At 56.7% G+C, this 21,479-nt stretch carries 19 protein-coding genes; 13 read left to right on the top strand and 6 right to left on the bottom strand.

The features are described 5' to 3' along the window. Positions 1–95 precede the first annotated feature (95 nt). Positions 96–1,823, top strand: coding sequence for a long-chain-fatty-acid--CoA ligase (locus BLS30_RS13160; protein ID WP_090229290.1), 1,728 nt, complete (start codon positions 96–98; stop codon positions 1,821–1,823). A 31-nt stretch (positions 1,824–1,854) separates the two neighbouring features. Here BLS30_RS13160 and BLS30_RS13155 read toward each other — a convergent pair whose 3' ends face one another. From BLS30_RS13155 to BLS30_RS13140, 4 genes are all read right to left on the bottom strand, one after another. Further along, entirely contained in the window at positions 1,855–3,174 is a 1,320-nt protein-coding gene (locus BLS30_RS13155) for an SAM-dependent methyltransferase (protein ID WP_052743945.1), read from the bottom strand. A 116-nt stretch (positions 3,175–3,290) separates the two neighbouring features. Then, a complete protein-coding gene (locus BLS30_RS13150) occupies positions 3,291–4,595 on the bottom strand; it encodes an acetyl-CoA C-acetyltransferase (RefSeq protein WP_090229288.1) in 1,305 nt (434 codons plus the stop codon). 34 nt (positions 4,596–4,629) lie between these two features. Then, positions 4,630–6,639, bottom strand: coding sequence for a 3-hydroxyacyl-CoA dehydrogenase NAD-binding domain-containing protein (locus BLS30_RS13145; RefSeq protein ID WP_090229286.1), 2,010 nt, complete (start codon positions 6,637–6,639; stop codon positions 4,630–4,632). A 25-nt stretch (positions 6,640–6,664) separates the two neighbouring features. Beyond that, positions 6,665–9,160, bottom strand: coding sequence for an acyl-CoA dehydrogenase (locus BLS30_RS13140; protein ID WP_090229284.1), 2,496 nt, complete (start codon positions 9,158–9,160; stop codon positions 6,665–6,667). Between the two features lie 366 nt (positions 9,161–9,526). On the opposite strand from BLS30_RS13140, the gene BLS30_RS13135 reads away from it, so the two are divergent. Beyond that, complete coding sequence (locus BLS30_RS13135) at positions 9,527–9,895, top strand: ArsR/SmtB family transcription factor (protein WP_244512431.1); 369 nt, start codon at positions 9,527–9,529, stop codon at positions 9,893–9,895. On the opposite strand, the gene BLS30_RS18225 is transcribed toward BLS30_RS13135, so the two are convergent. Then, complete coding sequence (locus BLS30_RS18225) at positions 9,865–10,386, bottom strand: thioredoxin domain-containing protein (RefSeq protein ID WP_210184034.1); 522 nt, start codon at positions 10,384–10,386, stop codon at positions 9,865–9,867. The two genes, BLS30_RS13135 and BLS30_RS18225, sit on opposite strands and share 31 nt — an antisense overlap. 232 nt (positions 10,387–10,618) lie before the next feature. On the opposite strand from BLS30_RS18225, the gene soxY reads away from it, so the two are divergent. The 9 genes from soxY (at position 10,619) to BLS30_RS13085 (ending at position 17,833) form a co-directional block, all read left to right on the top strand. Next, complete coding sequence (gene soxY, locus BLS30_RS13125; protein ID WP_244512430.1) at positions 10,619–11,095, top strand: thiosulfate oxidation carrier protein SoxY; 477 nt, start codon at positions 10,619–10,621, stop codon at positions 11,093–11,095. 19 nt (positions 11,096–11,114) lie between these two features. Further along, positions 11,115–11,444 (top strand): thiosulfate oxidation carrier complex protein SoxZ, encoded by a 330-nt coding sequence (gene soxZ, locus BLS30_RS13120; protein ID WP_046478649.1) that lies wholly within the window; start codon positions 11,115–11,117, stop codon positions 11,442–11,444. Positions 11,445–11,650: 206 nt separating this feature from the next. After that, positions 11,651–11,893 carry a CDGSH iron-sulfur domain-containing protein gene (locus BLS30_RS13115; protein ID WP_076605334.1) on the top strand — a complete coding sequence of 81 codons (243 nt, stop codon included), beginning with the start codon at positions 11,651–11,653 and terminating at the stop codon, positions 11,891–11,893. A 218-nt stretch (positions 11,894–12,111) separates the two neighbouring features. Then, complete coding sequence (locus tag BLS30_RS13110) at positions 12,112–13,026, top strand: branched-chain amino acid ABC transporter permease (RefSeq protein ID WP_046478650.1); 915 nt, start codon at positions 12,112–12,114, stop codon at positions 13,024–13,026. Positions 13,027–13,030: 4 nt separating this feature from the next. Next, the gene (gene livM / locus BLS30_RS13105; protein WP_046478651.1) at positions 13,031–14,425 is read left to right on the top strand and encodes a high-affinity branched-chain amino acid ABC transporter permease LivM; all 1,395 of its coding nucleotides are present in this window, start codon (positions 13,031–13,033) and stop codon (positions 14,423–14,425) included. Next, complete coding sequence (locus BLS30_RS13100; protein ID WP_046478652.1) at positions 14,425–15,336, top strand: ABC transporter ATP-binding protein; 912 nt, start codon at positions 14,425–14,427, stop codon at positions 15,334–15,336. Before livM ends, BLS30_RS13100 begins: the two co-directional genes overlap by 1 nt. Continuing rightward, positions 15,333–16,094 carry an ABC transporter ATP-binding protein gene (locus tag BLS30_RS13095; protein ID WP_244512429.1) on the top strand — a complete coding sequence of 254 codons (762 nt, stop codon included), beginning with the start codon at positions 15,333–15,335 and terminating at the stop codon, positions 16,092–16,094. The genes BLS30_RS13100 and BLS30_RS13095 overlap by 4 nt, the downstream gene beginning before the upstream one ends. A 59-nt stretch (positions 16,095–16,153) precedes the next feature. Next, a complete protein-coding gene (locus tag BLS30_RS13090; protein ID WP_090229282.1) occupies positions 16,154–16,504 on the top strand; it encodes a DUF6867 family protein in 351 nt (116 codons plus the stop codon). Between the two features lie 186 nt (positions 16,505–16,690). Continuing rightward, positions 16,691–17,833: a branched-chain amino acid ABC transporter substrate-binding protein gene (locus tag BLS30_RS13085; RefSeq protein WP_082101146.1), complete on the top strand. Its 1,143-nt coding sequence runs from the start codon at positions 16,691–16,693 to the stop codon at positions 17,831–17,833. 616 nt (positions 17,834–18,449) lie between these two features. Here BLS30_RS13085 and BLS30_RS13080 read toward each other — a convergent pair. After that, the gene (locus BLS30_RS13080) at positions 18,450–18,647 is read right to left on the bottom strand and encodes a hypothetical protein (protein ID WP_046478655.1); all 198 of its coding nucleotides are present in this window, start codon (positions 18,645–18,647) and stop codon (positions 18,450–18,452) included. Positions 18,648–19,047: 400 nt separating this feature from the next. On the opposite strand from BLS30_RS13080, the gene BLS30_RS13075 reads away from it, so the two are divergent. Both BLS30_RS13075 and purB read left to right on the top strand, forming a co-directional pair. Further along, the gene (locus tag BLS30_RS13075) at positions 19,048–20,067 is read left to right on the top strand and encodes a P1 family peptidase (RefSeq protein ID WP_046478656.1); all 1,020 of its coding nucleotides are present in this window, start codon (positions 19,048–19,050) and stop codon (positions 20,065–20,067) included. Positions 20,068–20,152: 85 nt separating this feature from the next. Beyond that, entirely contained in the window at positions 20,153–21,460 is a 1,308-nt protein-coding gene (gene purB / locus BLS30_RS13070) for an adenylosuccinate lyase (RefSeq protein ID WP_046478657.1), read from the top strand. Positions 21,461–21,479 lie beyond the last annotated feature (19 nt).

Genomic DNA, 21,479 nt, shown 5'->3' with positions numbered 1-21,479 from the left:
GGCAATATCCTTTACGCCTACTACGGCTTGTTGCAGACCTGAAGGATATTCCGGTCATAGGACTTAGCCGTCTGCGCGGGGAGTGAAAACCAGCAATGACGAGCCATGATGTCGCAGTATCACCTCAATCCAAGGCTGAATGGCCGTGGTTGAAGGGCTATCCAGAGAATGTCGACTGGTACCGAACGTACAAGAGCGCGCCAATTTACGTGCTTTTGGACGAGGCTGCCTCGTCTCATCCTGAGAATATCTGTACCGATTTTTTGGGTCGAAAGCTTACCTACGGTGAAATTAGCAAGCTTGTAGACGAAACCGCGGCGGGCCTGCAGGCTCTTGGCGTCGGGGCTGGGAGCCGAGTTGGTCTCCTGCTTCCGAACTCGCCTACGTATATCGTTTACTATTTTGCCATCCTGAAGGCTGGAGGCGTGGTTGTTAACTATAACCCGCTTTATACGGTCGAAGAGCTCAGTGCGCAGGTGGTCGATAGCGATACCGAGATCATGGTCACCTTGGATCTGCGCATTCTGTTCGACAAAGTCGAGGCGCTGATCAGCAATGGAACACTGAAGCAGGCGGTGGTGGGGTCGTTCCCTGGATTATTGCCTGCGACGAAAGCGGCGCTTTTCAAGCTTTTCAAGTGGCACGATCTGGCCCGTCCAACGGCTTCACCGGTCAGCGATAAGATTCTTCTGGATGCCGACGTCAGGAAACCTGGCGGAAAGCCCGTGCTTCGCGAGATTGATCCCGACAAGGAACTCGCGGTCCTCCAGTACACAGGTGGCACAACCGGCGTACCCAAAGGCGCCATGCTCAGCCATGCCAACATCTACATCAATACACTGCAAGTCAGTGACTGGGGTCCGGTGTTAGCGCACGGTGAGGAACGTTTTCTCGCCGTTTTGCCGTTTTTCCACGTGTTCGCCATGACGGCGGTGATGAACGTGGCGGTGAAGACGGCGGCGTCCATGATCATTATGGCCCGTTTTCGTCTGAACGATACGCTAGCGTTAATTCACTCGAGCAAACCGACGGTCATGCCGGGAGTGCCGACGCTCTTCAATGCTATTATTAACCATCCGAAATTGAGCTCTTACGATCTCAGTTCGCTGAAATATTGCATCTCGGGGGGGGCGGCGTTGCCCTTGGAGGTGCGCACGCGATTTGAAGAGCTGTGCGGTTGTCCTCTCGTTGAGGGCTACGGCTTGTCGGAAACCTCTCCTGTTGTGACGTGCAATCCCATCGATGGGACGGCTCGGAGCAATTCGATTGGGTTACCGGTTCCAGCGACCATTATTTCGCTACGTGATGTCGATGATCCCGAGCGGGAGGTTGCGACAGGCGAGAAGGGCGAGCTGTGCGTCAAGGGCCCCCAAGTCATGATGGGCTATTGGAAGAACCCCGAAGAGACGGAAAAGGTCTTCACCAAGGACGGCTTTCTGAGGACCGGCGATGTTGCGCGAATGGATGAGGATGGCCGCTTTTCCATCGTGGACCGGATGAAAGACCTCATCATCTGCTCGGGTTTCAACGTTTACCCGCGCCGCGTGGAGGATGCGATTTATGCGCATCCCGATGTTGTCGAAGTCACCGTTATCGGCATCGAAGACTCCTATCGGGGTGAAGCGCCTAAGGCCTTCGTCAAACTCAGGGATGCCGCCGAGGTTACCGAAGAAGATCTTATGACGTTCCTTGAGCCCAAGCTCTCAAAGATTGAGATGCCCTCCGTTATCGAGTTCCGCGAGGAATTGCCGAAGACGCTCATCGGTAAACTTTCCAAAAAGGAGCTCAAGGAGGAAGAACGTCAGCGCCGCGCAGCGAACTGAGTAGTCCGAACAGGGGCGTTCTTTATGCCTATCACCGGTAAAGGTCGGCTCGGGTGGGCGGCAGTGCCGGTGGACGCTTCGCCGACTTCGAAGCAAGCGTCTGGTATAATCGCGCCGTTCCCCTGTTAAAGCTGATGGCGCAACCTGCTAAGTACGCGACATAAATACGATATTTCGCTTCGCCGACGATGGCGATCGCCGCGTCTTTTTGGGCGATGAGCCGATCATGCCATAGGGTGCAGGTGCGCGCGTAGTGCAAGCGCCAGGCTTCGACATCTTGAACTTCGAAGCCGGCGCGCTCCATCTGCTGAACAGTGTTGCCGATGTCGTCGAGGGCCCCACCAGGAAAGATGTACTTTGCAAGGGCGCGCTGTTCGGGACGCAAGCGATCCGGCCAAAGGTTGCGGCGTTTCTTTGCGCGCCGGGAGATGGCGTGGTTCAGGAACAATCCGTCTTCGCTTAGCAGTGAACGAATCTTGCGCATGTAAGTCGGAATGTTATCGAGACCGATATGCTCGTACATGCCGACCGATGCGATCTTATCGTACGTGCCAGTCAGATCGATGTAGTCGATGAACTCCAACGTCACCCGGTCCTGAAGCCCGAGGGCGCGTACCTTTTCTTCCGCGTGGCTTAACTGCTCGACGGAAAGCGTAATGCCGTGGGCGGTAACGCCGTAGTTTTTTGCTGCGTGCGCTACGAGCGCGCCCCAGCCGCAGCCGATATCCAGGAACCTGTCGCCGGGCTTTAGACGCAGCTTGCGGCAGATCATGTCCAGCTTGTCATGCTGCGCGGTGGCGAGGTCGTTTGTCCAATCCGTGAAGTACGCGCAGGAATAGACCATCTCCGGATCGAGGAAGAGCTCGTAGAAGGCATTCGTCAGGTCGTAATGGAATTCGATAAATTCCTTGTTTTCGCCAGCAGCGCGGTTTGCTCCGGTGATGTTGCCGCCGAAGGCGCCTTCCTCGGGCGGCGGCTCGCTAGAGGCGAAGAGAAATGGACGCAACTGGGCGATAACCTTGGCGATATCCATGGCCGTTAGTTTGGCTGAGCGATTGCCTTTGTTGAGGTTCGCCCCAAAGTCGATGAGCGAACCGCCCGAATAGTCGATGCCCTTATTGACGTATTGGCGGATGATGGTGTCCAGCGTCGGCCGGCGCAGGATCGAGGTGATCACGCCTGGCGAGGCGATTTTAATTTCGAAATCGCTCGTAACGTTCTGGCCGAGGGGATGGCGTGAACCATCCCACAGTCGCACACTGGCATCCATGTTGAGGCGGTTCGCCAAGCGCTTTACGAGATTGGTCGCCGCGGCGATCTGCTTGGCGTGTTTGTCCTCGCTGCCCGCCATGGTGCCCTCTTCCGTCGTTGTGCTCGTAGATGTCTTCGAGCAGAGGGCTTAGCGCATTATGACGGTCCCGTCTCGCATTGCGGCGTGGCATGCGAAACGGGAGTGTTGAAACGTTATCAGGCTGCTACGTCCATCGTTTTCGCTTTGGGGCTTTCCAGAATCGCCGCCACGCCCATACCTCCGGCTGTGCAAACCGAGATCAATCCGCGGCCGCCATTCTGATCGAGCAGCTTGGCGAGGTTGGCCATGATACGTGCCCCGGTCGCGGCAAAAGGGTGCCCCACGGCGATGGATGAGCCTTTGACGTTGAGCTTGGTGCGATCGATGGACCCTAGAGGCGCATCTTTGCCAAGTACGTTTTTACAATATTCCGGATCTTCCCAGGCTTTGAGTGTGGCGAGAACCTGGGCCGCGAAGGCTTCATGGATCTCGTAGAAGTCGAAGTCCTGAAGCGTGAGGCCGTTACGATCAAGCAGCTTGGACACCGCGATCGTTGGCGCCATGAGAAGACCGTCGCCGGATACGAAGTCATTACCGATGTGTTGCGCGTCGACGAGATAAGCTTGGATTGGCAAGCCGCGTTCAGCCGCCCATTCTTCCGATGCGAGGAGCACAGCTGCTGCTCCATCGGTCAGGGGGGTGGAGTTGGCTGCTGTCAACGTTGCGGTGTCGGATTTGTCGAAAGCGGTTTTCAGAGTCGCGAGCTTATCGAGGCTGATATCTTCTCGAATGTTGTTGTCGCGAAAAACGCCGGCGCAGGGCACGACCAAATCGTCCATATAACCAGACACATAGGCTTCGGCTGCGTGCTTGTGGCTTTCGTAGGCCAGCTCATCCTGCTCGACCCGAGGGATCTCCCACTTCTTGGCCATAAGTTCGCAGTGCTGACCCATTGAAAGGCCCGTCCGTGGCTCGCTGGTTTGCGGCGGCTGCGGTACGAGTTCACCAGGCCGAAAGCCGCTAAACACCTTAAAGCGCTCCATGACCGTCTTCTTGCCGGCCATCTCGGTCATACGGCGCGCAAACTTCTTGCTGAAGACGATAGGCGGATCTGAGGTTGTATCTGATCCCACAGCAATGCCGCTCTCGATCTGACCTGCCGCAATCTTGGCGGCTATCCCCATTGCCGCCTGCAGGCTTGTGCCGCATGCCTGCATCATGGTGATGCCCGGTGTGGATGGCGCGAGGGTCGTGCTCAGCACCGCTTCACGGGCCAGGTTCCAATCCTTGGCATGCGTGACAACGGCCCCGCCGACGACTTCGTCGACATGGGCCCCTTTCAGATTGAATCGATCGACGAGGCCGGAAAGAGCTGCTGTCATCATGTCGAGGTTGGACAGATCAGCGTACAGCGTCCCCGAACGACAGAACGGAATTCTGACGCCGCCGATGATGGCGACTCGGCGTAGCGTTTTGCTCATTGGGGTGGGGCCTCCAAAAGGATCATAACTATGGTCACTCGGCAGCGTCGCGTGCGGCGGCTTCCGCCTGTTCGCTTGCCCTGAAATGTAGCGGGCCGCCTCGGAACGGAGCGAAACCAGTTCCGAAGATCACACCGGCATCGACAAGGTCGGCATTGGCGACGATGTGGTCATCGCGCGCTCGTTCCGCTTCCGCGATCAACGGTTCAACGAGTTCACGGCCGAGCTTCTTGATATCGGCCTTGTCCCAACGTTTGTCGTTGGACTTTTCGGGTTTGCCGTCTTTCCAGACGTAGTAGCCCCGTCCGGTCTTCTTGCCGAGTTTGCCGGATTTGACGAGTTTGGCGGCGCCAGAGACTTCGTCGCCAAGGCCCAGAATTTGGCCAACGCTCGCGCAGACATCGAGCCCGACTGTGTCGGCCAATTCGATGGGGCCCATAGGCATTCCGAAAGCGCGCGCGGCTTCGTCGATTTTTTCCTTATCCTCACCCGCATCGACGCGAGCCATAGCAGCCATCATGTAGGGTGCGAGAACACGGTTGACGAGGAAGCCTGGGACTGACTTCACAACGAGCGGGAACTTGTCGATCGCAGCAACGAAGATCGCACCCTTGTCGACTTCGCCCTGGCGGCTCATTTCACCGCGAACGACTTCGACCAAAGGCATCTGCGCGGCCGGGTTGAAGAAGTGGATACCGACGAGACGGCCCGGGTCGGCCATCGTCGCGGCAATATCCTCGATTTTGAGGGACGATGTATTGGAAGCAAGCAGGGCGTCAGGCTTGACCTTGTCTTCGAGTTCCTTGAACAGCGCTTGTTTGATTTCGAGCTTTTCGATGATGGCTTCGATGATGACATCGGCGCGAGGTACACCGCGCCCGTCGGGATCTGCGATCAAACGAGCCTTTGCAGCGTCTTGCTGCGCTTTGGTCCGGAATTTTCGCTTGAACAGCTTGCTCTGTGCAGCGATGCCCTTTTCGATCTGACTTACCGACAGATCCTGCAGCGTAACCTCCATGCCGCATGCCACGCACCATCCGGCGATATCAGCGCCCATAGTGCCGGCACCGATAACGTGGACGCGCATCGGCCTCCAGGAAGATTGCTTGGGAGCCTGCGCTTTCAATGCTTCGGAAAGAAAGAAGACACGGCGCAAATTGCGCGACGTGTCCGACACCATCAAAGGAGCGAACGCGGGGCTTTCTTCACGCTTCATATCAGCGTAGCTGCCGCCGTAGCGCTCAAACAGATCAATCAATCGGAAGGGAGCAGGGTAGTGGTCTTCCCGAACCTTCTTGGCTGTTTCGGAACGCATTTTGCCAGCTAGGTATCCGCGGGCTGGCCATTTGGCCAACAAGCCGGCGAAGCCTCCTTTGGCCTTCGACTTGCGGTTCTGAAGAACGGCTTTGCGGGCTGCCCAACGCAGAGCTCCGCGACTTTCGACGAGTTGATCGATGAAGCCTTGAGCGCGCGCTGCGCTGGCGCGGATCATCGAGCCCTTCAGCATCGCCTGCATGGCATTGAGCGCGCCGGCTTGTCGGATCGAGCGTGCGGTTCCGTTGAAGCCCGGGAAGATCCCGAGCTTGACCTCGGGGAAGCCTACACGGGTCGCATCGTCGCGCGTGGCGATGCGGTAGTGGCACGCGAGGACCAGCTCCAACCCACCGCCCACACACACACCGTGGATGGCCGCGACGACCGGAACGGACATTGCCTCAATACGATCGAGCAACGTATTGACCGGCTTTAGCGCCTCGATCACCTGCTGTTCGGTTTTGAGGTCGGCGAATTCGCGAATGTCGGCTCCGACAATGAAGCTCTTCTGCTTGCCGGACATGATCACAAGACCGCGGATCGTGCCTTCGCGCGCACCGGATTGGACGCGATCGATGATTTCGCCAAGTTCTTCGAGGGGGCGGCGCCCTAGCGCGTTAGCCGATTCATTCTCGCGGTCGAAGATGGCCCAGGCGATTCCTTCGAAGTCCACTTCGAAGCGCCAGTCCTTAAGTCCAGTCAGATCCGCCGCAGTTGTTTCGGTCGTCATTTGCTGTCGTTCTCCTTGGCCACGCTTACTCGGCCGCTCTGGACGCCAGCCGCGATTCACTGCGGTCAGCTACTTCATAGTTGGGTTTGAGTTCGGCAGGGTCAAAGTGGTCAACCGCAATCGCGCGAGCGACGTGTTGATCCGCATCGCGGAGTTGATCGGCTTCTGCTTGGGTCAGAACGCCTTTGCTGACGGCTTCGGCGTACCAATCCAGTCCGTGATAGCGACGGACCGTTCCGGCGCGGATAGCACGTTCCAGCTTCTTTTCTGCAGGTTCGGCCGCGATGACCTTTGTGAGGGTAACCTCGAGCAATCCGCCTGCATCATCGGCATCATCGCTGACGTAGATGTAGCGCGTCAGGCGATCGCGCGCTTCACCCGGCTCAAGAGCGAGCGGCAGGATGCTTTTCGCGAGACGGTCCGATGCCGGGCGGTAGGGACGGCCGAACGGGAAGACCAGAACGCTCAGAATGAACCGCATCGGCATCATGGGGAAGTTGTCGATCACGCCGATCAAGGCTTCCTGGCAACGGAACAACCCGTTGCGGGCGGCCAGCTCAACGAGAGGTTTGTCGCTCGGCGGGCGGCCATCATCCTCGAAGCGTTTCAGTACGCACGAAACCAAATAAAGTTCAGAGAGCGCATCGGCCATGCGGCCGGTTAGTTTTTGCTGCGTTTTCAACCCGCCGCCGAGAGATATGACCATCATGTCGGCCAACAGGGCGAAGTTTCGGCTCTGGCGGGAGACTTGGCGATACCAGCGTTCGCGCATGCCGACGTTGTCTGGCGTTCCAGCGAACGCGCCGAAGGTGAGGTTGTGGAACAAAGCGCCAGCGATGTTTGAGATCGTGAACGAGATGTGTCCGCAGAAGGCTTTGTCGAAGGCGTTGAGCCCCGCAGCACGATCCGGATTCTGGATCGCCTTGACTTCATCGTAGAGATGCGGGTGCGAGCGCAACGCGCCTTGCGCGAACGTGATCAATGTGCGCGTAAGGATATTAGCCCCCTCAACGGTGATCCCCACGGGGACCATCTGATAGGGTGAGAGCAGATAATTGTGTGGCCCATCGCAGATCGCACGACCACCGTGGATGTCCATCGCATCATTGACGGCGCGACGCATGCGTTCGGTGGTCTGGTATTTCATCAGCGCGGAAATCACGGAGGGTCGTTCACCGCGCGATACCATGGCAGCCGTTACGGCACGTCCGGCTTCGTTGACATAGGCGGACTCGACCAATCGCGCGAGCGGTTCACCGATGCCGTCCATACGGGCTATGGGAACGCCAAACTGTTTGCGAATGCGTGCGTAGGCGCTCGTGAGACGCAACATCGCTTTTGTTCCGGCCGTTGCGGAGGACGGAAGTGAAATAGCGCGGCCCGCGGCAAGGCATTCCATCAACATGCGCCAGCCATTGCCGGCTTGCGCTTGCCCGCCGATTACCCAGGTTATGGGAATGAACACGTCCTTGCCCCAGGTCGGACCGTTGGGGAAAGCCTGACCGCAAGGCAGATGTCGACGGCCGATCTCTACACCTGAGTGTGAGGTAGGGATCAACGCTAGGGTTATGCCGACATCGGTGCCTTTACCGAGCAAGTTGTCTTCGTCGAATAGCCGGAATGCCAGGCCCAGCAGCGTCGCCTTGGGGCCGAGCGTAATGTAGCGCTTGTCCCAGTTGAGCCGGATGCCCAGGACTTCCTGGCCTTTGTAGAGGCCGCGGCAGACGTGGCCGATGTCACGCATCGCGGCCGCATCGGAGCCCGACGTTGGGCCCGTCAGCGCGAAGCAAGGGATCTCCTCACCCTTTGCGAGGCGCGGAAGATAGTGATGTTTCTGTTCGGTGGTCCCGTATTTTTCGATGAGTTCGCCTGGGCCCAGGGAGTTGGGGACCATGACGATTGTGGAGACATCCGGCGAGCGTGATGCGATTTTTCCGAGAATAAGCGACTGGGCCTGGGCGGAGAAGCCAAGCCCGCCATGCTCCTTGGAGATCAGCATCCCGAGGAAGCCGTGTTGGGCTACGAAATCCCAGATTTCCTGGGGAATTTCGCGCTCGGTGAAGCGTATCCGCCAATCATCGATCATCCCACAGAGTTCTTCAGTTGGCCCGTCAAGAAAGGCCTGCTCCTCGTTTGTCAGCACGATTGGAGGAAGGCCACGTAGTTTGTCCCAATCCGGACGGCCGGAGAACAATTCAGCGTCGAAGCCGACGGTGCCGGCTTCAAGCGCCTGCGTTTCTGTGTCCGAGACTTTGGGGAGTGTGCCTTTGAGGAGGCCATAAGCCGGTTTGATCAACACGGCACGGCGCACAGCGGGCAACGTCAGCAGGGCCAGCACGATGGCTGGAATCCAGGCGAGCAGCTGGGTGGCTCCAAACTCCGGTGCGCGGGCAACACCGTCAATCAGGTCGGATTGCGCCAGAAAAGTTGCAATAGCAATTACACCCGCCCAGACCGTCAGAGGGGCGCGTCGGATCGCAAGGACCCACAGCACTGCTACGAGGACGACAACAAACAACATCAGTTGGTTCTCCACCATGCGGAATTATGTGTGCCAGCCGAAGGTGCCTTGTTTTTCAAGCTAAGCGCATATCAGTGGGCCGAATTTCTTGGCCATAATATAGTGCGGCGCGTTAACCTCGGCTTGACAGCCTGGAAAGATATTTTTCGCAGTGAAATTCGACCTTTAGATCGGTCCAATTCCAATACTCATGCTGGCATGGAGGCGACCGTCCGTTTGTGCACGTTATCGCGCTGGACGGTGCATTTGCCACGGGAGCAAGTATAGCCACATATTCACATGGCGTTCGAGTGGCGCCAAAGGCCGCCGTGACCGGCGAACGCGAGCCCCCAATATTAGTTGCAGGTGGCACGGGAGAAGAACGACGTGGTATTGGAAAGTGATGGTTCGGTTGAACCAGAAGCCATGGGAGCCCCGGATGGTGACTTTCTCGATGCGATGCGCGCGGCGGCTTTAGAGGCGGCCAAGCTGCTCAAATCCATCGGTAGCCCGCATCGTTTGATGATTTTGTGCCTGCTTATGGATGGAGAAAAGACTGTCAGCGAGATCTCCGAGGCGATCGGCGCGCAGCAAAGCTTGACGTCTCAACATTTGACGCGGTTGCGTCTGCATGGCCTTGTGGCCGTCGAGCGGCGTGGACAGTTTGCGTATTATTCAATCGCGGACATTGCGGCGCGCGAAATCGTGGAAGTCCTCTATCGTCACTATTGCGCGGGCAAGATGGCCGGCGTCTGAGCTCTGGAAACACCGAGAGGAGTTTTGTCTATGATTGGGCTTACGACCGCCGGGAGTTCTTTATCGTCACTGCGGATGCCAGCTTGGCCAAGCAATTTTTCCAACGCAGACCAGAAGTATTCATTGCCTGGATAACCGATAATCCGGCCAACCTCTTTGCCGTCGCTACGCACCAAAATGAAGGTTGGCGTGTAGACGACGCGTTGGAAGCGCTGCGCGGTTGATGAGTCTATATCAAGCTTGACCAAGGGCGCATACCGGCCCGCGGGTGTCGAGGGATAGTAGCGCCCGACCTCTTTGTCCCAGAGCTTGCAATAGCTGCAGTCGTCCTTTTCGATCATCACCAGACCCAGCTTGCCAGCCTGAGGCGCGGCGAACGTTGCTACGGGATCAATTGCGAGGAGGAAGGCGATCGCCCAAAGCGCGAGAAACGAGGGTGCGCGCGCGCGTTTCACTCTCTTGGCAATTTGCAGCGTAAGACTTTTTGACATAGTTCTGTTCGCCTTGTTCGCTATATGTGAAAGCGGCCTGGGCTTAAGTAATGTGTTTGCCTATATAGAAGCAGATTACTGAAAACCCCTACATCCTCTATTAAATACGTCGTGAGCGGGGGATTATGGCGCCGAACGTGCTTTGAATGAGTGGCTTGGTTTATAGCCGCTGATATCGGGGATGCTCAGACGACGTTGATACATAGTGTTTGCGGGAAGGAGGCCCGGATACATGGTCATGCAATTGCACTTGGAGACGCTCGACCGGCGTCAGTTTGTGGTGGGCGCAGGTGCTGCGGCTGCCATTTTTGCATTGTTCCGCTCAATTCCAGCCTCCGCCGAAAAACCGCAGGATTTCGATGCCACTTTTAAAAGTATTGTTGGCGATGCCGAAACCGGTGATAGCGGCGTAGAAATCACATTGCCTGAAATTGCTGAGAATGGGAATACCGTCCCATTTTCGATCGCGGTTGAGAGCGCAATGTCTAAGGATGATTACGTCAAAGCAGTTCATTTGCTTTCGACCGGAAATCCTCAGCCAATGATCGCAACATTTCATTTCACGCCACTGTCCGGTACCGCGGACGTCTCAGGCCGTATGCGTCTCGCAAAGACCCAGGAGATTGTGGCCGTTGCTGAGCTGAGCAATGGCAAGTTTCTGGTCGGCAAGCAGATGGTCAAGGTGACGATCGGCGGATGCGGCGGTTAGCCGGGAGGAGAACAGAGCAATGTCTAACAATAAACCCCGCGCGAAAATCTCTCCTGCGAACCCGAAGGTCGGTGACGTCATCGAGGTCAAGACGCTGGTCAGCCACGTGATGGAAACCGGGCTGCGCAAGGATAAGAATGGCCAAGTCATTCCGCGCAATATCATCCACTCGTTCAAAGCGACCTTTGAAGGAGAGCCGGTATTCAGCGGTGATCTCTACCCGGGAATCTCGGCAAACCCGTACATCGCCTTCCACATGAAGGTGACCAAGCCTGGGGCGCTCGAACTCACCTGGGTGGACGACGCCGGCGAGACGTTGTCGACGACGGTTTCGGTCACGGTCGGCTGACGGCTATAGTCAGATCGGGATCGAGATCACAAGGCCTGTCCAAACTGGACAGGCCTTTTTTGTGACGTGGGTGGCACTTGGCAATCGTTAGAATAGGATGCCCGTGTCGGTGCGCGGCCTTGTGCTCAATGAGTAGAGCCGCTAATGGCGAAGGCTAGATTTTGAGCACAGGCGGGCCAATGGCCTGACGTCGGGGAGGATGTGACGTGTCGGATGAAAGCGTAGTTGCCCAGAAGGGCCCCTATCAGGTCGAGCTTGTCGGGGGTAAGGCCTACTTTTATTGCCGTTGCGGCCGCTCTCAAAAACAGCCCTTCTGCGATGGCGCACATAGCGCGACCGATATTCAACCGTTACGCTTTGTTCCCGCTGAGTCCGGTACTTACAATTTGTGTGGGTGCAAAACGACGGATGACGAACCCTACTGCGACGGCTCGCACAACTTGCTCTAAGATTGTTACCAACAGTCTATGAAGTCCGACTGCCGCACGGTGTTTGCCGCGTTGAGGTGCATTGTTCTATGGGCTTTCGCCTCACTAGGATGCAACACGCCTGTCCATAATCGCACCTTTGCTCAAAATTGCAGCTTTCCTCTCTATTGCCTAGACACTATGAAAATTAAGGTCGGCGGCGACCGCATAATTTTGCTCAATTCAACCGATGAGACCTTATGGATTATTTCGTTCAACAGCTGCTCAACGGTCTTACTCTCGGGTCGGTCTACGGGCTTATCGCCATCGGATACACGATGGTCTATGGCATCATCGGCATGATCAACTTCGCCCATGGCGATGTGTTCATGGTCTCTGTCTTCATCGGCCTCATTCTATTCCTGCTGATCACATCGCTTTTTGGCGGGCTTGCGATCGCGCTGGCGCTCATTATCGTGCTCGTGGCGGCGATGGCTCTCACGGCTCTATGGAGCTGGACCATCGAACGAGTTGCCTATCGCCCATTGCGCGGTTCGTTTCGACTGGCGCCGCTGATCTCAGCGATTGGCATGTCAATTTTCCTGGTCAATTTTGTGCAGCTCGTGCAAGGGCCTCGCAACAAGTCCATACCTCCCATCATTGATGGAAGCTTTACGTTGCCTATGATCGACGGGAACGTAACCGTGGCCTACAAACAGCTCCTCATCATGGGGACGACGGTCGTATTGCTCACTGCATTTTGGTTCATTGTTCAGAAGACGTCTTTGGGACGCGCTCAGCGGGCGTGTGAGCAGGATCGCAAGATGGCGGCCTTGCTCGGCATCAATGTCGATCGCACTATTTCGCTGACATTTGTCATGGGCGCTGCGCTCGCTGCTGTGGCCGGCGTACTGTATCTTGTTCAATATGGGGTCGTTAGTTTTGCTGATGGCTTCGTGCCAGGCGTGAAGGCCTTTACCGCAGCGGTCCTCGGCGGTATCGGTTCGCTTCCCGGAGCGGTGATCGGGGGCTTGTTGATCGGTTTGATCGAGGTTCTTTGGTCAGCGTATTTCTCGATCGATTACAAAGACGTCGCAGCGTTTTCCATTCTCGCAATCACCTTGATCTTCATGCCTTCGGGTATTCTCGGTAAGCCCGACGTAGAGAAGGTCTGAACCAATGGTGGGGACCGGCAAGCGGCGCGAGCCCGCCGACCTCCAGGCCTCGCCCGGCTTTTTGGGCGCTGTGAAAGACGCCGGCTTTCTGGCTCTGCTTACGTTTGGGCTTTCATTTCCGCTCGTTGCTTTCAACGCTTATCAGCATCTTACAGCCGGGCTCATTCTTGAGCCACGTTGGGGCTTGGTGGCCTGGGCGTGCGGCATCGCGTTTTTTGCGCGGCTCGCATGGAACCTGTTTGGCGGTTACATTTCGCGTGGCGGCAGCGCCGCCATCGGCGCGATGTCGAGCTTGGGGAGCCGCACAGGCCTCAGTGTCAATCATATTCGCTGGATAGGGCTTATCTGGCTGCTTTCCTATCCGTTTCTTGCTGTCGCATTGGCAGGACCGGGTGGCGCGCTCAAGTGGATCGATAACTTCGGTATCCAGATTTTGATCTACGTGATGCTGGGTTGGGGGCTCAACATCGTTGTTGGCCTCGCCGGTCTGCTGGATCTCGGATATGTAGCTTTTTATGCCGTCGGCGCTTACTCGACAGCGCTGCTGTCTACCACCTTCGGTTTTTCATTTTGGCTGTGCTTGCCGCTTGCAGGCATCTTTGCTGCGTTCTGGGGGATCTTGCTCGGATTTCCGGTGCTGCGGCTGCGCGGTGACTATTTGGCGATTGTCACGCTCGCCTTCGGCGAAATCATCCGGCTGGTGTTGATCAACTGGGTGGACGTGACGGGCGGTGCAGCAGGCATTTCCGGTATTCCTCGGCCGACTTTCTTCGGCATTCCCTTCAATGCCTCTGATGAAGGGTTCGCGGCCACGTTCGGGCTGACCTTCACTCCCTTGCACAGGCTCTTCTTTCTTTTCTATTTGATCCTCGCCATGGCTCTGCTGACGAACTGGATCACGGTGCGTCTGCGGAAGTTGCCGATCGGGCGTGCTTGGGAGGCGCTGCGGGAAGACGAGATTGCATGTAGGTCTCTCGGTATCGATACGGTTCTGACGAAGCTTACGGCATTTTCGATCGGCGCAATGTTCGGCGGCTTTGCCGGCGCTTTTTTTGCCGCGCGGCTGGGCTTCATCAGTCCGAAGTCGTTTGAGTTCATGGAAAGCGCGGTAATTCTGTCTATCGTTGTATTGGGTGGGATGGGTAGCCAGATCGGCGTGGCGATCGCGGCCATTGCCATGATTGGCGGCACAGAAATCCTGCGAGAGCTCGGCTTCCTCAAGGCTTTGTTTGGCCCCGCCTTCGACCCTGCTCAGTATCGGATGCTTGTCTTCGGGCTTGCGATGGTCGGCATGATGGTCTGGCGGCCGCGCGGACTTATTTCAAAGCGGGAGCCGTCAATTTTCCTTCGAGAGAAGAAGGCCATTTCCGGGGCCCTGGTGAAGGAGGGGCACGGGTAATGGTGGGCGGTGCTTATGAGCCCTTATTGCTGGTTGAGAATTTGACGATGCGCTTTGGTGGCTTGGTCGCCGTCAAGGATCTATCGTTCACCGTCGGCCGTGGTCAGATCACAGCGCTGATCGGGCCCAATGGCGCAGGTAAGACGACAGTATTCAACTGTCTTACCGGCTTTTATAAACCGACAGGCGGACGTATCGCGCTTGTCGGCGGCGGTGGTGATGTGGATGCCGCTCTAGCCGCCGTTACGGATAGTCCCCGGCGATATCTTCGCTCCCCTGACCGAGAAGTCTATCTGCTCGAGCGGATGGGCGATTCAGAGATCAACGCAAAAGCGAGAGTTGCGCGAACATTCCAGAATATCCGGCTGTTCCAAGGCATGACAGTTCTCGAGAATCTTATTGTCGCGCAACACAACGCACTTAACCGCGCGTCTGGTTATTCCCTTTTGGGGCTTGTGGGAGCGAAGTCATTCCGGGATGCCGAGCGGACTGCGGTTGATCGAGCGGCTTATTGGCTCGACAAAATCGGGCTACTGCATCGCGCGGACGACCCAGCGGGCGATCTTCCCTACGGGGATCAGCGACGTCTCGAGATTATCCGAGCGATGTGCACCGAACCGGCATTGCTCTGTCTCGATGAACCTGCAGCGGGTCTTAATCCGAAAGAAAGCGCTGACCTAAAGGCTTTGATTCTCGAGATTCGGGCTGAGACCGGTACATCTGTGCTCTTGATCGAACATGATATGAGCGTGGTTATGGAGATTTCCGACCACGTCATCGTGCTCGAATACGGGATCAAAATCTCAGATGGCACACCTGCGGAGATCCGCGATGATCCGAAAGTCATCGCGGCGTACTTGGGTGTCGAGGATGAGGAAGTTCTCGCGGTGGAAGCGGAGTTCGAACAATGACGCTTCCTTACGATCCATCATGGGAAAATGCCGGGGATGCCCCAATGCTATGCGTGCGAGGCGTTCGCACCTACTACGGGAGCATTATGGCGCTCCGTGGCGTAGATCTGGATGTCTATGCTGGCGAAATCGTCACAATGATCGGCGCCAACGGGGCTGGCAAATCGACGCTGATGATGACGATTTGCGGAGACCCTGCGGCGCGAACCGGCAGCATTCATTTTGAGGGGCGCGATATCACGCGCATGCCGACGCATGACATTGCGCGCCTTAAGATCGCGCAGTCTCCGGAGGGGCGGCGTATCTTTCCGCGCATGACTGTGCTCGAAAACCTCCAGATGGGCGCAGGGCTCGCGGATCCTCGTCATTTTGACGATGACCTCAACTATGTGACGAGCTTGTTCCCGCGCCTCAGGGAAAGGTTGCATCAGCGCGGCGGCACGCTTTCTGGCGGTGAGCAGCAGATGCTTGCGATCGCGCGTGCCCTGATGAGCCGACCGAAACTCTTGTTGTTGGATGAGCCCTCTCTCGGGCTAGCGCCATTAATTGTGAAGCAGATCTTTGAGGTCATCGCTGAAATCAATCAACGCGATGGCGTCACGATCTTCCTCGTTGAGCAAAATGCTTATCATGCGTTGCGGCTGGCGCATCGCGCCTACGTGATGGTCAACGGCGTGATTACAATGAGCGGCGCAGGGGCAGAATTGCTTCGCAGCCCCGAGGTCCGCGAGGCTTATCTGGAAGGTGGACGGCACTGACGCCCATTGCGGCTCTGCGTCTGCGGTTGCAGCGCTGATCGTGGGAAAAGGGAGGGTTTATGGACACATTTTATCCGGCTGAACCCCACGCGTTCGCCGTATTCCTGTTTGCCACGGTCATACTCGGCGGGGCGGCCTCTTGGGCAACGGGGCGCGCTGTCGCCCTAACCTGGAAGCCGTTATGGCAGCTTGTTTTCTATATGGGTCTCATGACGTTGGCTGTGCGCTTTATCCACTACGCGCTCTTTCATGAGGTCTTTCTCTCTCTTCAGCATGTCGGCGTGGATTTTGTGGTCCTCGCTGCCATTGCGTGGCTCGGATACCGGCAGACACGCTCTACGCAAATGCAGTCCCAGTACCCCTGGCTCTTTAGGCGAACCGGCTTGATAAGCTGGCAACGTCGGAGTTGACCGGATTGGGATGCGTGCGGATTAAAATTGGATGCTGATACCCGACACTTGGTGACAAGCGGGCAAATTTCGGCTCAACATTAGCCATTCACAGCCAAGGGATGATGAGACTTTTCTTTTGGGGCAGCACTTCGTTTGCGGATTTTGTCCGCCATCCAGCAGTTTGAACACATGGAGATCTTGTAAATGCGATTAGGTTGTCTCGTTGGCTTGACCCTTGCCACAGGCCTTGCGCTGGCGGCGTGCGGTGACAGCAACACTCCTGAGGTTGCTAAGGAAGAAGCAATCAAGATCGCGGTCGCCGGACCGCTCACCGGCAAAGACGCGGCTTTTGGTGCCCAGCTCAAGAACGGCGCGGTTCAGGGGGTTGAGGATATCAACGCAGCGGGCGGCATCCTTGGCAAAAAGCTCGAGCTTTCTATCGAAGATGATAACGCCGATCCAAAGCAGGGTGTCTCCATCGCCAACAAGATGGCCGGGGAAGGCGTCAAATTCGTCATCGGCCATTTCAACTCTGGCGTCTCCATTCCGTCTTCGGACGTCTACAACGAGAACGGCATGCTGATGGTGTCGCCGGCATCGACCAACCCGACATTTACGGACCGTGGTTTGTGGAACGTGTTTCGGGTGTGCGGACGTGACGATCAGCAGGGCACAGTCGCCGGGCAGTACATCGCCCACAATTTGGCCGATCAGAAGGTCGCTATCGTTCACGACAAGACGACGTACGGCAAAGGTTTAGCCGATGAAACCAAGAAAGCGCTCAACGAGGCCGGCATCCAAGAAGTTCTCTACGAGGGCATCAATAGTGGTGAGAAGGATTTCTCCGCTCTGATCGCCAAGATGAAGGAAGCTGGCGCGCAGCTCGTGTATTTTGGAGGTGTACACACCGAGGCTGGACTGATCGCACGACAGATGCGCGACCAGGGGCTCAATGCCACGCTGATGTCGGGTGACGGCATCGCCACGGATGAGTTCGCTTCCATCGCCGGCCCGGCTGCCGAAGGGACGTTGATGACGTTTGCCCCCGATCCTCGCAAGCGCGAGGAAGCGGCTGGAGCTCTCAAGAAATTCGAGGAAAAAGGCATCACGCCTGAGGCCTACACGCTTTATTCCTACGCCGTTGCTCAGATCTTCAAGCAGGCTGCGGAAGCTGCCAAGTCCACCGAGCCTAAGAAGGTGGCAGATCAGATGCGATCGGGACAGACGTTCAATACGGTTATTGGTGATATCGCTTTTAACGACAAAGGCGACGTAAACCGGTTGGATTACACGATGTACACTTGGAAGAAGGTGGACGGGGATCGGATCTCGTACGTCGAAAACTGATCTTCGTATTGCTGATAGCTATCGACGCGAGCGCCTCCGAAATTCGGAGGCGCTTTTTTGTTAAGAAACTTTGTGCTGCGCAGCATTTGATACGAGATGGATTGGCCGTGTGATTGGTTTCGCGGGATTTATAGTGTGCTTCTATCTGGCGATAGCGCACACGCGCATGAAGCGCCGGCCCACACTCGGCCGATTTGGGCCGGCCAGGTAAAAGATGTGCTCGTAGATTGTCTGATGGAATAGATAATAGGTTGGGGCATTCGTGAGATAAATCCCACCTAATGGCGCGTTGTTTTTCGCGCGCTTTCTTTAAATCGTTGTTTTTCAAATAGCGGTCATTCGCATTCCGAACCAATGTGTTCGATTTCTGCCATCAGCTATTTTTGAAAATATCTAGCAGAGAACGCGCAGATCGCGTTTCGGCTCTCTTATGTGGGCCAAACCAAATTCTGCGTATTCTTCATCGGCGTGCTCTAAATTAGCGAAACCGATATGTGTATAATTGCTATCTCTATTTCATGTGGCATACCGGCTTAAGAATGAGCACGTAAGCCACCTTGGTGCGTTAGACGGACCTCTCTCGTAAAACACGTCGCTCCCACGCTCTTGGCATAAGTCAGCGCCCTTGCGACTGAGCCAAACAATCTCTCAATAGCGCTGCTTCGAGACGGCGCAGATCGTCAGGGATTGTCTGACCAGCTTCGCGGCGGCGGCGGATGCATTCTTTGACCATCGCATAGCCTTCGCGTGGATCTTCCAACGCGTCGATCCGACCGTTTAAGTCGGCGACTTCTTGTTGAACCTCATTTAGCATTCCATTCTCCCTTAGTTCTGAAATCCTGAACAACTAAAACTCTGGCCTTCTATTGGTTTTTACGTCCAGCGATTCATTTGTTCAGCCTAGTAGACAGATAACGTTTAAAGGCAGCAATTTCAGTTGCTGTCCTTAAAAGTGTTGAGCTCCCGTTGCGATTTGAACACTTCTGGCTCGTCCTCCTGCGAGGTATTTCCCGGCGGCCACGCGATAGGGCCCGAAATTGTGCTCAGATCTTGACCCACTCACAGAAATCAAAGGTTCCTTTCTCAAAGTGTTGCAGGCGTGGCGCAACCATGATTGCGTCAGGCTCCTGCATGTTCGTTTTGCGGCACCCTCGTGCGAAAGCCCCGTCAATTCACATAGGTCCGAATTTTCGGATCACAACTCGAATGAAACAATGAGCGCTCTCCGCAATCACATCTGTGATGTTAGACAAATCCAAGTTGGCTCCGCGCACGATGCGTCAATTTGTTCCGGCGTGACGGTTGTACTTCCGACGCGCCCTTGCATTGCCGCCGTGGATGTCCGTGGGGGCGGGACAGGCACCCGTGAGATCGAGGCCTTGGGATTGGCTGGTACGGTCGATGAGGTGCATGGGATCGTTCTGGCGGGTGGCTCGGCTTTCGGATTGGCGGCGGCTACCGGGGTTCAAGCTTGGTTGGCCGAACGCCGGATCGGCTTGAATGTCGCCGGCGCGCGCGTTCCGATCGTGGCGCAGGCGATCTTGTTCGACCTTCTAAACGGGGGAAACAAAAGCTGGGGGGAACGCAACCCTTATGAGCGTCTGGCGCGGACTGCCTGCGACGAAGCGTCTGGGGAGGCTGCCGAGATCGGGAGCGTTGGCGCCGGCTTCGGTGCAACGACCGCGAACTTGCGCGGTGGATTAGGGAGCGCTTCGGCAGATGTTGGTGATGGTGTGGTGGTGGGTGCGCTGGTGGCCGTCAACGCCGTTGGGTGCGTTACGATGGGTGATAGCCCTCATTTCTGGGCATGGCCGTTCGAACAGGATGAGGAGTTTGGCGGGCGCGGGCCTCCGGTTTCTTATCAAAACAAAGGCGCGCCACCCCTTCTCAAGGGTGGGCCGGGGCAAAATACTACGATAGCGGTGGTCGCGACGAACGCACGGCTCGATAAGCGTCAAACTCACCGGTTGGCCGTAATGGCACAAAGCGGTCTCGCGCGCGCTATCCACCCTGTGCATTCTCCGCTTGATGGAGATCTGGTTTTCGCGATGGCGACAGGCGAAGTCGAACTGAAAGATCCCATCATCGGCTTGACCACCCTCGGCTGCGCTGCAGGCGACGCGCTGGCGCGTGCTGTCGCGCGGGGTGTTTATTTTGCTGCACCTGCGCAAGCCGGTTGGCAGGGGCCCCAGAGCTATCGTCAAAGATTTGGTGCAAGACCAGCAAACAAATAGAGGAAGCGGCCGGGTCCTCAATTGAAGCCGGGTAGCTGCTCTGCTACAGGCTCAGTGGATATTTGGAACCCGTAGAAAGACGCCAATGATCCCTCGTTACTCCCGGCCGGAGATGGCCGCTATCTGGGCCCCTGAGTCCCGTTTTCGTATCTGGTTCGAGATCGAGGCGCATGCTGCCTCTGCGATGGCCGAGATGGGTACGATCCCGAAAGAAGCGGCCGAGACTATTTGGGCTAAGGGACGCAACGCGACATTCGACATCTCTCGGATCGATGAAATCGAAGCGGTCACGAAGCATGACGTGATCGCGTTTCTGACGCATCTGGCGGAAATCGTCGGGCCAGACGCCCGATTCGTTCATCAGGGCATGACGTCCTCCGACGTTCTCGACACCTGCTTCAACGTCCAGTTGGTGCGTGCTGCCGACATTCTCATTGCGGATGTCGATCGATTGCTGACCGCTTTGAAGGCGCGCGCCTTCGAGCACAAGAACACCATCACGATCGGGCGCAGCCACGGTATCCACGCGGAACCCACAACCTTCGGCGTGAAGCTTGCCTACGCGCATGCTGAGTTTGAGCGTGCGCGCGACCGTTTGCTGGCTGCGCGCGATGAGGTCGCGACCTGCGCACTGTCCGGTGCGGTAGGCACATTCGCGAATATCGATCCTCAAGTCGAAATCTACGTGGCGGAAAAGCTCGGGCTTAAGCCGGAACCGGTGTCGACGCAGGTCATTCCGCGCGACCGACATGCGATGTACTTCGCGACCTTGGCGGTTGTTGCCTCGTCGATCGAGCGGCTTAGCGTTGAAGTCCGCCATCTTCAACGGACCGAAGTTCTCGAAGCCGAAGAGTTCTTTTCGCCAGGGCAAAAGGGTTCTTCAGCCATGCCTCACAAGCGTAACCCTGTGTTGACGGAAAACCTCACGGGGCTTGCACGTATGGTTCGCGCCTATGCACTGCCGGCGATGGAAAACGTGGCGTTGTGGCACGAGCGCGATATTTCGCATTCATCTGTCGAGCGGATGATCGGACCAGATGCGACAGTTACACTGGACTTTGCGTTGGGCCGTCTCGCGGGCGTGATCGAGAAGCTTGTGGTTTATCCGGGCACCATGCAGCGTAACCTCGACAAGCTCTCGGGCTTGCATAACTCCCAACGCGTTCTGTTGGCGCTTACGCAAAAAGGCGTCAGCCGGGAAGACGCCTATCGCCTGGTGCAGCGCAATGCCATGAAAACGTGGGAAGAGGGGCGCGATTTCCTCAGTGAACTCAAGGGAGATAGCGAAGTTAGCGCGCATTTGTCGGCTGCAGAACTCGATGCGATGTTCGACAATGCATATCATCTCAAGCACGTGGACACGATTTTTGCGCGGGTCTTCGGAGAAGCCTGACGGACCTGCCATCACATGA

The organism is Filomicrobium insigne, from assembly GCF_900104305.1.
Lineage (GTDB): Bacteria > Pseudomonadota > Alphaproteobacteria > Rhizobiales > Hyphomicrobiaceae > Filomicrobium > Filomicrobium insigne.
Note: the sequence above shows the minus strand (reverse complement) of the source record. Positions and strands in the feature narration are given on the sequence as shown.

What these genes read in the sequence shown, in the direction of transcription:
- livM (WP_046478651.1), top strand. Translation starts at nt 13,031, where the DNA reads ATGGTGGGGACCGGCAAGCGGCGCGAGCCCGCCGACCTCCAGGCCTCG.
- BLS30_RS13080 (WP_046478655.1), bottom strand. Translation starts at nt 18,647, where the DNA reads ATGCTAAATGAGGTTCAACAAGAAGTCGCCGACTTAAACGGTCGGATC.
- BLS30_RS13140 (WP_090229284.1), bottom strand. Translation starts at nt 9,160, where the DNA reads ATGTTGTTTGTTGTCGTCCTCGTAGCAGTGCTGTGGGTCCTTGCGATC.
- BLS30_RS13155 (WP_052743945.1), bottom strand. Translation starts at nt 3,174, where the DNA reads ATGGCGGGCAGCGAGGACAAACACGCCAAGCAGATCGCCGCGGCGACC.
- soxZ (WP_046478649.1), top strand. Translation starts at nt 11,115, where the DNA reads ATGTCTAACAATAAACCCCGCGCGAAAATCTCTCCTGCGAACCCGAAG.
- BLS30_RS13100 (WP_046478652.1), top strand. Translation starts at nt 14,425, where the DNA reads ATGGTGGGCGGTGCTTATGAGCCCTTATTGCTGGTTGAGAATTTGACG.
- BLS30_RS13160 (WP_090229290.1), top strand. Translation starts at nt 96, where the DNA reads ATGACGAGCCATGATGTCGCAGTATCACCTCAATCCAAGGCTGAATGG.
- purB (WP_046478657.1), top strand. Translation starts at nt 20,153, where the DNA reads ATGATCCCTCGTTACTCCCGGCCGGAGATGGCCGCTATCTGGGCCCCT.
- BLS30_RS13145 (WP_090229286.1), bottom strand. Translation starts at nt 6,639, where the DNA reads ATGACGACCGAAACAACTGCGGCGGATCTGACTGGACTTAAGGACTGG.
- soxY (WP_244512430.1), top strand. Translation starts at nt 10,619, where the DNA reads ATGGTCATGCAATTGCACTTGGAGACGCTCGACCGGCGTCAGTTTGTG.
- BLS30_RS13110 (WP_046478650.1), top strand. Translation starts at nt 12,112, where the DNA reads ATGGATTATTTCGTTCAACAGCTGCTCAACGGTCTTACTCTCGGGTCG.
- BLS30_RS18225 (WP_210184034.1), bottom strand. Translation starts at nt 10,386, where the DNA reads ATGTCAAAAAGTCTTACGCTGCAAATTGCCAAGAGAGTGAAACGCGCG.
- BLS30_RS13085 (WP_082101146.1), top strand. Translation starts at nt 16,691, where the DNA reads ATGCGATTAGGTTGTCTCGTTGGCTTGACCCTTGCCACAGGCCTTGCG.
- BLS30_RS13095 (WP_244512429.1), top strand. Translation starts at nt 15,333, where the DNA reads ATGACGCTTCCTTACGATCCATCATGGGAAAATGCCGGGGATGCCCCA.
- BLS30_RS13150 (WP_090229288.1), bottom strand. Translation starts at nt 4,595, where the DNA reads ATGAGCAAAACGCTACGCCGAGTCGCCATCATCGGCGGCGTCAGAATT.
- BLS30_RS13075 (WP_046478656.1), top strand. Translation starts at nt 19,048, where the DNA reads ATGAGCGCTCTCCGCAATCACATCTGTGATGTTAGACAAATCCAAGTT.
- BLS30_RS13090 (WP_090229282.1), top strand. Translation starts at nt 16,154, where the DNA reads ATGGACACATTTTATCCGGCTGAACCCCACGCGTTCGCCGTATTCCTG.